We start from the raw sequence: 9,545 nt of genomic DNA on the forward strand, positions 1-9,545 counted from the left end.
ACCTGAAACCCAACGTCACCATTGACACGCAAAGTCATATCAATACCAGCGAACCGCGCAGCTGATGACGACGGCAGGGAAGCGGTGACCGTGACAAAGCGATTTCGTTTTCTTCATCATTTCATTCTACCGCCGACTCCCCATCAACTTGACAGAGCCCGCGCAACAGAATCCCGATGCCCGACGAGGATTGAACTCTCAGCCCTTGGGCTCAAGCGCGTGCAGGCTCATAGCGAGCGAAACCGAGGTGAAATAGCCTACGGTGATGAGCAGCTCGGCATTCACCGCGCGGCCCAGTTCGGCCTCGTAATGAGCGAAGCGCGCATCGTCAATCTTGGCCCCGGCGAGGATGTCGCAGACTGCGTTGCAGACCACACCAAGGCGCCCGTCCACCAGTTCGGGTCGCCGTTTTTCGAGAATGGCGGTGACCACCGCTTCGGGAACGCCAGCCTTTAGAGCATGCCGGCTGTGGTTGGCGATCACATAGGGCGCGTTCCAGAAGACTGCTGTCGAGAGGATCGCCACTTCGCTTTCCGCTTCACTCAGTACCGGCGAATGGTCAATGTGAGTGCCGATGATCTCCATTCCTTCGGCCAGATGCGGGTTGTGCAGCCAGATGTTGAACGGTGTGGGAATGCGCCCCCGCCCTTCACCCAGCCGGGCGATGACTTTCTGCTGTTCCTCGGTGGCCTTTTCCGGGTCGATACGCTCGAGTCGATTTTCCATCTTTCTATCTCCCTCATATGAAACGATGTCAACGCAGGAGCCCGCATTGGCACGCTCTGTACCAACTGGACTTCTGCTCTGGAACTAAAACCTTGTGCTTTTTAACCCGCGGAGCGGCTTGCATGCGCCCAAATAAACCAGCAGCGACGACAAGCTCACGCGCCTCCCACCAGCCCAGGGACCCACTGCCCAATGAGATTGCTAGGCCAGGGGATATGAAGGATCTGGTCGAATACACCAAAGACGAAAACCGTCACACAGACCGCGAGGATGAGACAGAGCCGCCAGGACTCGCGCCCCTCGATACGCATAAAGGCAGCGATCATCAGCGGCACCGTCGGCATGATGCCGATCAAAGCCATGCAGAGGAGAAATGCGATAAACCAGCCAAAGAACCTCGCTGCGCGAATCAACACCGTCTTGATTGGCAGCAGGTTCTCGGGGTCGACCGTCGAATCCATATGTACGCCACCGCCGGTATTTGCCAGCCCGGCCTGTGCCGGAGCGACGAAAACCTTATATGCAAGACTGGCCGCGCCCGCGATGACGACAATGCTTGCGACCACTGTCGGCCCTATCCGGGCTAAAAAGACCCACGTCTGCGCAGTCACCAGCATACAAATCGCGATACCGATGAAGAAAACATAAGTGAGGTCTTCGAGCTTGAATTTGACACCCCCCCTGCCCCCCCCGAACGGTCGCAGCCGTGCAAATCCGCCCTTGCGCACGAGCTTTGACAGCGGTTTAAAAAAGATCAGCGCAGCGAACAAAAGAAGGACGATGACGATCGGTCGCGTTGTCCAATTCATGCCATAGCGCATGAAGGAGATCGTCATGTAACGTTCCATCAATTTTCCGAGCACCAAACCGAGGATAAGCGGTGGACGTGCCCATTTCAGGCGCTTCATGGTCCAGCCGATCAGGCCGGCAATCAGCAGAACGAACATGTCGCCCCAGCTTTGCGAGCCTTGAAAGGCGCCGATGAAAATGATGGGCATGATCACCGGAAGGATGAGCGTGTAGCGTAGTGTCGAGACCTTGGCAAATTGCCCGCTGAGCAGAAAACACAGACCCGCACCGAAGATATTGGCAAGCGCGATGGACCAGACCATGGAATAGGTCACGTCGAGATGCTTGGTCAGCATGTCCGGTCCGGGGATAAACCCATGCACCATCATCGCGCCGAGCAGGATGGCCTGAACCGCGCCGCCGGGAACACCAAAAGCGAGCAGCGGCACCAGGCTGCCACCCTCTCGTGCGTTGTTTGCCGCTTCAGGTGCAATCACGCCGCGCACATCCCCTTTGGTAAAGGTTTCCTTGGCGCCTTTCGAAGTTTGCAGCGCATGGCCATAGGCAATCCAGTCCGTCACCGCCCCGGTGATCCCCGGGATCGCCCCGAGGATAGCGCCCAGCGTTCCGCAACGAAGGACCAGGAACCAGTTCCGAAACGTGTCAGTGACGCCCTGCCGCATGCCTTCGCGCGAACTGAACTTGAAATTTTCGGCTATCGCCGTGCGTCGGATAGCGAGATCGCACAGCTCGGGCAGCGCGAAGACGCCAAGTATTATCGGCACGATCGGAATACCGTCTTGCAGGTAGAGAAGGTTGTCTGTCCAACGCATCTGCCCGGTCTCCACATTGGTGCCAACCATGCCTATCAAAATACCGAAACATGCTACGACGACTCCTTTTAGCGGCGAGTTGCCGGATAGGGACGAGACCATCGAAAGGCCGAAAATGGTCAGCCCCAGCATTTCGGGCGTGGCAATGGAGAGCACAAAAGGCCGCACCAACGGCAATGAGACTGCGAGGATGAGCGCGCCGATCAATCCTCCAAGCAACGAGGACGTGTAGCACGCGCTCAGTGCGCGCGCCGCTTCGCCGCGCTTGGTCATGGGCAGCCCGTCGAGCACGGTCGCCTGCGACGCTGCGTGTCCTGGCACACCAAAGAGCACCGCCGGGATCACGTCCGAAGTCGTAATGACCGAAGCCATGCCGAGCAACATCGCAAAAGCCGCGTAGGGATCCATCGTGTAGGTGAAGGGCACCAGTAGCGCAAAGCCGGTAAGCCCACCTATGCCGGGCAATAATCCAATCGCCAGCCCAATCAGGACGCCGAACCAAAGAAAGACAAGACGATGAAATTGCAAAATCATCGACAGCGCGTGGCCGGCTGCCGACAGAGTTGCGTCGTTGAAGAAATGCATGAGTCATCCTGATTAGGAGCCAAGCTAAGCTGACTCACGCAGTGAGCCAGTGAGGGTCGAACGCGAGCGCGCCGGATCGATGAAATATGAGCAGGCAGTGATTACCGTCCGCTGATCCGGTGCGCCAGCGTCTATCTCTTCGACATCAAGACTCTCCACTGGCGAGCGCTGGATAAAGGATTCGCGCCGTACCGCCCCAAATCCAGGCGCGCTCCTCTTCGCCGAGCGTGGCGAAGCAGGAGTGTCCTTGATCTATCAACTTCTTCAACGGTCCCTGCGACGCCGGATAGTTCGATCCAAATGCGAGGTGATCTGCCCCGAACACCTTCACGAAATGCGGAAAAAACGCTTCTGCCCCCCCGGGCGCCGCTTGCGCAAGATCGAAGGTCCGCGGCGTGATCTTCAGGTAGACGTTGCGATACTTCGCCAGATCGAACAATTCCGCACAGGCCGTGTAGGGAGCGCCGCCATCAAGAACGGGCCTCGCACAATGATCGAGTGCTATCTTGACTGTTGGAAAACGTTCGGCCAGTTCGGTCACCATCGACAATCCGGCGAGCGTTGTCTGGACCACCATGGTCATGCCGATCTCCGCACAACGCTCCCAGACCGGGAAGGTCGCCGGGTCGACCAGCCAGCGTCCGTCATTCTGGTGTGTCGCCCCGCCGGTGAAAAGCCGAATCCCGCCCATGCCGTGGGCCAGCCAGTAATCGAAGGTCTTCAGCGCATCGGGCGCAAGCAAATCAAACGAATAGACACCGGTGAACCGGTTCGGTTGCTTCGCCACGCTGTCAGCCACATAAGCATTATTGTGACCGTACGTTGTGGAGGAATGCACGATTGCAGCCTTGGCAACGCCGGCTTCATCCATCTCGGCGATCAGTTGTTCGAATGTAACCGGACGCGTGGAAGACCAGTCCGAGCGATGTCCCTGGCTGGGTGCGATGGGGTAGCGGACAGCGTCCCCTGAAATGATGTGGGGGTGAATGTCGATTATTTCTGGATTCATGTCGATTGGGCCTTTTGGAGATTTGGCGTTATTCAGGGCTATAAATAAGCTTGCGTGCGCTCGCGAGGGATGCCTCGGGCGTGGCGTACAGCGTGTTGACAATCCGTTCCACCGCGGCTCCGTCGATTGGATCGATCGGATAACCCTGGCTTTTCATCGCTGCGATGAACTCAGGATCCGCAATCGTCCTTGAAAAAGCTACGCGCAGCGCATCGAGACGATCTTGCGGCACATCCTTCGGCACCGCGATGGGCCTTCCAGCCTGGAATGGCAACAGGAACAAGTTGAGCAAGGCCTTGACCTCAGGCTTGGTGACATAGGCGCTCAGGTTCGGAACATCAGGGAAGGCAGGTGATTTATTCCACCGCAGTTCCAGCAGCACCTTCATCTTTCCCTCGGCGAGCATGCGCACCGGCTCGCCCTGCTGCAGCCCATCAGTGGTTGAGGCCCAGCCATCGATCTCGCCGCGCTGCATCGCGAGATACACCTCGCCACGCCCGGTATAGCCCGGAACAATGCTTATCTTCGTACCGAGATACTCGTTGAGCAGCGCGGGCAGCGTCCGATCTTCGTTAGCGAAGCCAGTTGCACCCATATACATTTTTTTGTGAAAGAGATCATCAGCCGTGGTCACGCCGGAACGGGTCATCGCGACCAAACAGTAGTCAACCGAGTTGAGGCTGCCAAGCCACCTCACTGCCCGCGGGTCGAATCTGTTCTGCCGTGGATCAAGCAACGGAATATAGAGATTGTTGCGCTGCAGGAAGCCTATGACAGTGCCGTCGCTAGGTTGTCTGGACTGGAGGGAGGCTGCTGCGACCATCCCGCCCGCCCCGATTACGTTCATCACCACCGCTTGGGGTTGACCGGGCACGTACTTGACGAAGAATCGCGCGAACTGACGCGCAATGATGTCGGTTGGAGTACCCGCGTCGGCACTGACAACCAGCGTGAGGGTCTTGCCGTGATAAAACTGTTCGACCGACTGACCAGAAGCGGGTGCAGCAACAGCCGTCGCGACAATACTCATCAGCGCCGCGCAAACGCATAGTGCGCTTCTGAAGTTCATAGTCATCGTCTCTTTGTAGTAATCCGCGATCCGCCATCGTGGCAAAACCTGAGACTGTCGGCGTCTCGATGGTGGATCACGGTGTCTCCGTTAACGCATCCAGATTTTGCCAGCGTGCCGCCACAGGTCAATTGAGAAATAAGACTCGGGGCTTGAGAGAATGGTTAAGGAGTGTGAGGCAGATAGATGGCAGGGCCAGACCATCTCGGCTATGAGGGGTGGCGCCCGGGTCTTTGCCGGCGCTGAACACAGTCAATGCTCCGCCCGCGCCGTTATCGCGCGAGGAGGATTATTGGGGTCGCTTAGCTTTTGCTTTAGCGGCGGGCTTGATCCCGCGCGGTGTGGTCGTGGAGCCCGTGCTCAGACGCTGAGCGGCCTCCTCCAGGCACGCAACCATGAGTTGCGCGCTGGGTGACAAACCGCGGATGCGATTCCACAGCACGCCGGCCGGGCGGAGCAGCCGAGGCAAGCTTAACGGCAGCGTATAAAGAGGCTGCGTCGTGTCGTTGGGAGCTATGCCAGCCAAGACGGCGATGAAATCCGAGACCTGCAACTGCGCTCGTGCGACGTGAATCGAGAGTGTCTCGATGTAGTTATTGGTCAGCGGCACGTCATGCGCTTCGAGTACCCGTTCGAGGGGATCGCGAAGTATAGAACCGGGCGGCGGCAGGATCCAAGGGTAGGAGCGCAGGTCTGACCAGTCCAGGGTCTTCTTACGGGCCAACGGATGGTGATGGCCCGTCATCAGAGCCACCGGCTCCTCGAGAAGCTCCTTTTCCTCGAAGCTGCCGTGCGTGTCTGTAGGTGGCGGCAGGCGGCCCACTACCAGGTCGAGCCGGCCTTGCCAGAGCTCAGGCAGCAGCGACGCCGTCGTACCTTCAGTGACCATCACATTGGTTCCCGGCGACCGTTCCTTCAAGAAGCTCAGCGCCTGCGGCAACAGCACGGAGGCTGAGGCCGGCAACATGCCGATGTACACCTTCCCCTCGGTTCCCGAACTCAGGGCTTTGAGATCGTCTCGGGCTTGATGGAGGATAGTCAACATGGATCGCGCATGGCGAATAAGGCAATCGCCATAGGGCGTGGGCACCAAGCCGCGCGCAGTACGCGAAAACAGCGTGAGTCCGAGTCCGCGTTCGAGCTCGGCCAGCGACTTCGACACGGCGGGCACAGTCACATGGGTGACATCGGCCACCTGGGTCAGATTGCGATATGTATCGATCGTCACCAACAGGCGCAGGTGCCGCGCCTTAAGGTTGATCTGCAGGTACCAGTCGAATTCTGACACGTCGTCTACCCTCGTCTACCCTCGTCTACCCTTGCCAAACAGGTTTTGTTTCGGCGCATATTTTACCATTTCGTTAAGTCGAGGCCAGTTTTATTCAATCGACGAGGGGATAGCTTACCGACAAAATCCGGACAGGCTTACCGAGTCCGTCTAAAGCGCCCACGTTGGCCCGGACCACCCGTGCAGTGATCGTGCGGCGATGTCTTCTTTCATTCACTACAAGTCGCCAGATCAGCCGGCGCACTGAGACTTTCGATGACCCAGACGTTCAACCGTCGCCGCTTCTTGCGCAGCACCAGCCTCTTGGGGCTGGGCCTCGTTGCAGGCGGCCTTGCCGCGCCTTACGTCGCGCGGGCCACCTCCACTCAGCTCAGGATTGTCAGCAACCCGGGGTTGGAGAATGCCACTCTGAACGTCCTGATGGACCAGCAAGGCTACTTTAAGCGGTTCGGCGCTGATACGCTTATCGTGCAGATACCCGGCGCGACCGGCCCCTTCGATGCCATCGCCTCCGGTGCCGCAGACGTCTGCATGGTGTCGGGTTACAACATGGTTCTGTCGCGAATCGAACAAGGCGCGAAGGTCAAGATCGTCGGTGCTGGTATGAAGAAGTGCGCGCTGACCGTCTTTGCAAAGCCTGATGGGATCCAGTCGCTCGCCGACTTGAAGGGCAAGACGGTTGCGGTGGGGCCGGCCCAGGGCCTGCTGCATACGCTGATGCGGCAGCTCATGAAAGAGAAAAGCATCGACGCTTCGCAGGTGAAATTCGTCGACAAGGGTAGCAACGATCAGTGCTATGAGGCAGTCGTAAAGGGCGAGGCCGATGCGTGCTGCTCGAGCATCTCGCATCTGAACGACAAGGACGGCCTTGTGGTGATCAGCGAGGGCAACATGTGGCAGGCGCTGCCGAAGTTGATCTTCCAGACCGCATATGCCTCCGATTCAGCGCTCCGGGACAAGCACGAGGGCATGGTAGCGGTAATGGCCGCCTATGGGGCGCTCTACGACTACCTGATGTCGCCCGCAGCGCATGACGCCTTCTTCGAAGCACGCAAGCATGCCCAGAAAAAATTCGACGAGGCGTCGGCTCAGGCGATCTGGAATTTCAACCAGGTGCAGCAGCCCTATTCCAAAGACCTGACGCTGACCGATGAAGACATTGGTTATGAGCAGGACATGTTCATACATCTAGGCAGCCTGACGCGCAAGCAACCTATCGCCGCAGTCGCCGACATGTCGGCTGCGAAAGCCGCGGCAAAGCTGCTCGGCTGAACCAGTCGGGGCGGCCAGGGCTCACCTTCCCATGCCGGGACAGCGCTCGAAACCAAAATGCCGTCGTGCAACGTGAAAAAACACCCCAGGGGCTGAACTGTTGTCCAACTCTTGGGGTGCGATTCGCCAGAGCACCATGTGTGGCCACTGGATCAGATCAGGGGATTCAGAATCGATGCCTGATACCCGCAATGATGGAAATTTGCGCGCCTCCGGGCGGGGGATCGGCAACGGGCAGCATGGTGCTCGCCGCAATAGCGAGTTTGCCGCCGTTCTGGATGTGCTCTCCGGTCACATAGAGTGCGGTGCGCTTGGACAGCGAGTAGACACCGCGCAATACTTCTACGATAGCCTTGTTAGGCGAGTGTTCATACTTGAGTTCCGCCAGCATGCTGTCGATGGAAATGTCCGGGGCCACGAGCACCGTGCCCGTGAGCCAGACAAGATTGCTCCTCGGCGTGGAAATACCCAGATCCGTGCGTTTGATCCAGCCCAGGCCGATCTTGGCAGGACCTGCCTCCACGTATCCGCCCGCGATGAACCGGCTGTCTGAGAGGCTTGGTGAAGTCAGACCGCCATACGTTGCCGACGTGCCGCCGTTATTACGCTCGTACGCGGTCGCTGCGCCCCAGGAGTTGCCGGTATACTTCAGCAGTGCCGACCATTCCTTGCACTGCTGATAGGGCGTCGTCTGCCCCGGGCAATTCGTGGCGACCTGGCTAACAGGCGTACCCGCGACACCATCACGACCGAAACTATAATTGACCCCGGCCTCAAGCCCGGGGAGGATGTAACCGCGATAGCTGATGGCGTTGTCAGCGCGGGCATTGGCAATTCCGTTGTCCAGCGTGGTAAGGCCTTGTGCTCCATCGCCGAACGGATTGATGGCCGAGGTGGCATAGAACCGCATGGTGTATTGGCGACCGAACGTGAGACGACCATACTTTCCATCGAGGCCGACATATGCCTGCCGTCCAAACAAACGCCCGCCTTGACTCGATGTGCCGTTATTGGCCGAGAAGCCGCCTTCCAGGTTAAATATGGTTTTCAGACCTCCGCCCAGGTCCTCTACACCGCGTAAACCCCAGAAAGAAGTCGCCATCCCCGCGCCCACTTGAAAAGCGGGCGAGGTAGTCTTGCCGGTGGACGAGTGGCTGAGGTACTGCACCCCTTCGTCGATTGAACCGTAAAGAGTGACCGAGCTTGAGCTTGCCGTGCCTGCGCTTGAGGTGCTCGGCATGCTCGCCGTGCTCGCAATGCCCGGGCCGGTACTTTCGTCCTGTGCCCACGCCGGCGCAATACTTGTCAGCGCCACGCAAGCGCATATTGCGGTCCTGTAGATCATAGTTGCACTGTCTCCTTATAATCCGCGATCCTCCGTCGTGCCGGCAGTTGCCGTGCGATGGTGAATCACGTTGTCTCTGTTTATTTATTGGGTGAACTCAGTGTGATTTTGACAGTGCGACGCTGTAAGTCCATTGAAAAAAACCACCTTGCGATTGACCGAATGGTTAAGCCACACATGGCAAACGAGTATACGGACCCGCCCCGTCCTCAGGCTCGGACTGTCGTGAGGAAGCGTCAGATCCCACGCGTATGCTGCGGCAACAGCCAGCCAGCCTGCCGGCCTTCGCCGCGTGCCGCTTCCGCCGTGCCGGATTGCAGGAGCGCTCAGAATGCTTAGTCAAGACTCCTAATTATATGGAAAGAAATTTCCTGATACCTGCTCGAATGCACGTCGGTTAATGAAAGGTATCTCGCCGGGCGAGCGGTTTGAACAGGCGACTCCATGCGACGCTGATAAGGATCGTCGCGCATCCGCCGAACACGACCGAGCCGATGACACCGAACGCCGTGGCTGTCACCCCGGATTCGAATTCACCGAGTTGATTGCTCGGTATCCGTCAGCGGAACCCGTTGGGGAGGTTTTTGCGCGGCTAAATGTCGACGATCTTTCGCAGTAGAGAGTACGAA

At 58.3% G+C, this 9,545-nt stretch carries 7 protein-coding genes and 2 pseudogenes; 1 reads left to right on the forward strand and 8 read right to left on the reverse strand.

The genetic code is table 11. The annotated features are described in order from the left end of the window. Window positions 1-42: 42 nt before the first annotated feature. The 6 genes and pseudogenes from AWB69_RS51155 to AWB69_RS44250 form a co-directional block, all read right to left on the reverse strand. Window positions 43-117: pseudogene (locus AWB69_RS51155) on the reverse strand (IS6 family transposase); the annotation flags it as partial. Between the two features lie 81 nt (window positions 118-198). Next, window positions 199-726, reverse strand: coding sequence for a carboxymuconolactone decarboxylase family protein (locus AWB69_RS44230; RefSeq protein ID WP_062093077.1), 528 nt, complete (start codon window positions 724-726; stop codon window positions 199-201). Between the two features lie 155 nt (window positions 727-881). After that, window positions 882-2,933 (reverse strand): tripartite tricarboxylate transporter permease, encoded by a 2,052-nt coding sequence (locus tag AWB69_RS44235; RefSeq protein ID WP_062093078.1) that lies wholly within the window; start codon window positions 2,931-2,933, stop codon window positions 882-884. Window positions 2,934-3,078: 145 nt separating this feature from the next. Next, on the reverse strand, window positions 3,079-3,942 hold the full coding sequence (locus tag AWB69_RS44240; RefSeq protein WP_062093079.1) for an amidohydrolase family protein: 864 nt from the start codon (window positions 3,940-3,942) through the stop codon (window positions 3,079-3,081). A gap of 28 nt (window positions 3,943-3,970) precedes the next feature. Next, on the reverse strand, window positions 3,971-4,972 hold the full coding sequence (locus AWB69_RS44245) for a Bug family tripartite tricarboxylate transporter substrate binding protein (RefSeq protein WP_231937446.1): 1,002 nt from the start codon (window positions 4,970-4,972) through the stop codon (window positions 3,971-3,973). Between the two features lie 328 nt (window positions 4,973-5,300). Further along, entirely contained in the window at window positions 5,301-6,299 is a 999-nt protein-coding gene (locus AWB69_RS44250) for a LysR substrate-binding domain-containing protein (RefSeq protein ID WP_082913870.1), read from the reverse strand. Between the two features lie 255 nt (window positions 6,300-6,554). Here AWB69_RS44250 and AWB69_RS44255 point away from each other — a divergent pair, with 255 nt between their 5' ends. After that, complete coding sequence (locus tag AWB69_RS44255; protein WP_062093081.1) at window positions 6,555-7,571, forward strand: ABC transporter substrate-binding protein; 1,017 nt, start codon at window positions 6,555-6,557, stop codon at window positions 7,569-7,571. 166 nt (window positions 7,572-7,737) lie between these two features. On the opposite strand, the gene AWB69_RS44260 is transcribed toward AWB69_RS44255, so the two are convergent. After that, window positions 7,738-8,916 carry a porin gene (locus AWB69_RS44260; protein WP_062093082.1) on the reverse strand — a complete coding sequence of 393 codons (1,179 nt, stop codon included), beginning with the start codon at window positions 8,914-8,916 and terminating at the stop codon, window positions 7,738-7,740. A 397-nt stretch (window positions 8,917-9,313) separates the two neighbouring features. Further along, window positions 9,314-9,466, reverse strand: a pseudogene (locus AWB69_RS50160) (MFS transporter); the annotation flags it as partial. Between the last annotated feature and the right edge of the window lie 79 nt (window positions 9,467-9,545).

Origin of the sequence: Caballeronia udeis (assembly GCF_001544555.2) — a bacterium.
Lineage (GTDB): Bacteria > Pseudomonadota > Gammaproteobacteria > Burkholderiales > Burkholderiaceae > Caballeronia > Caballeronia udeis.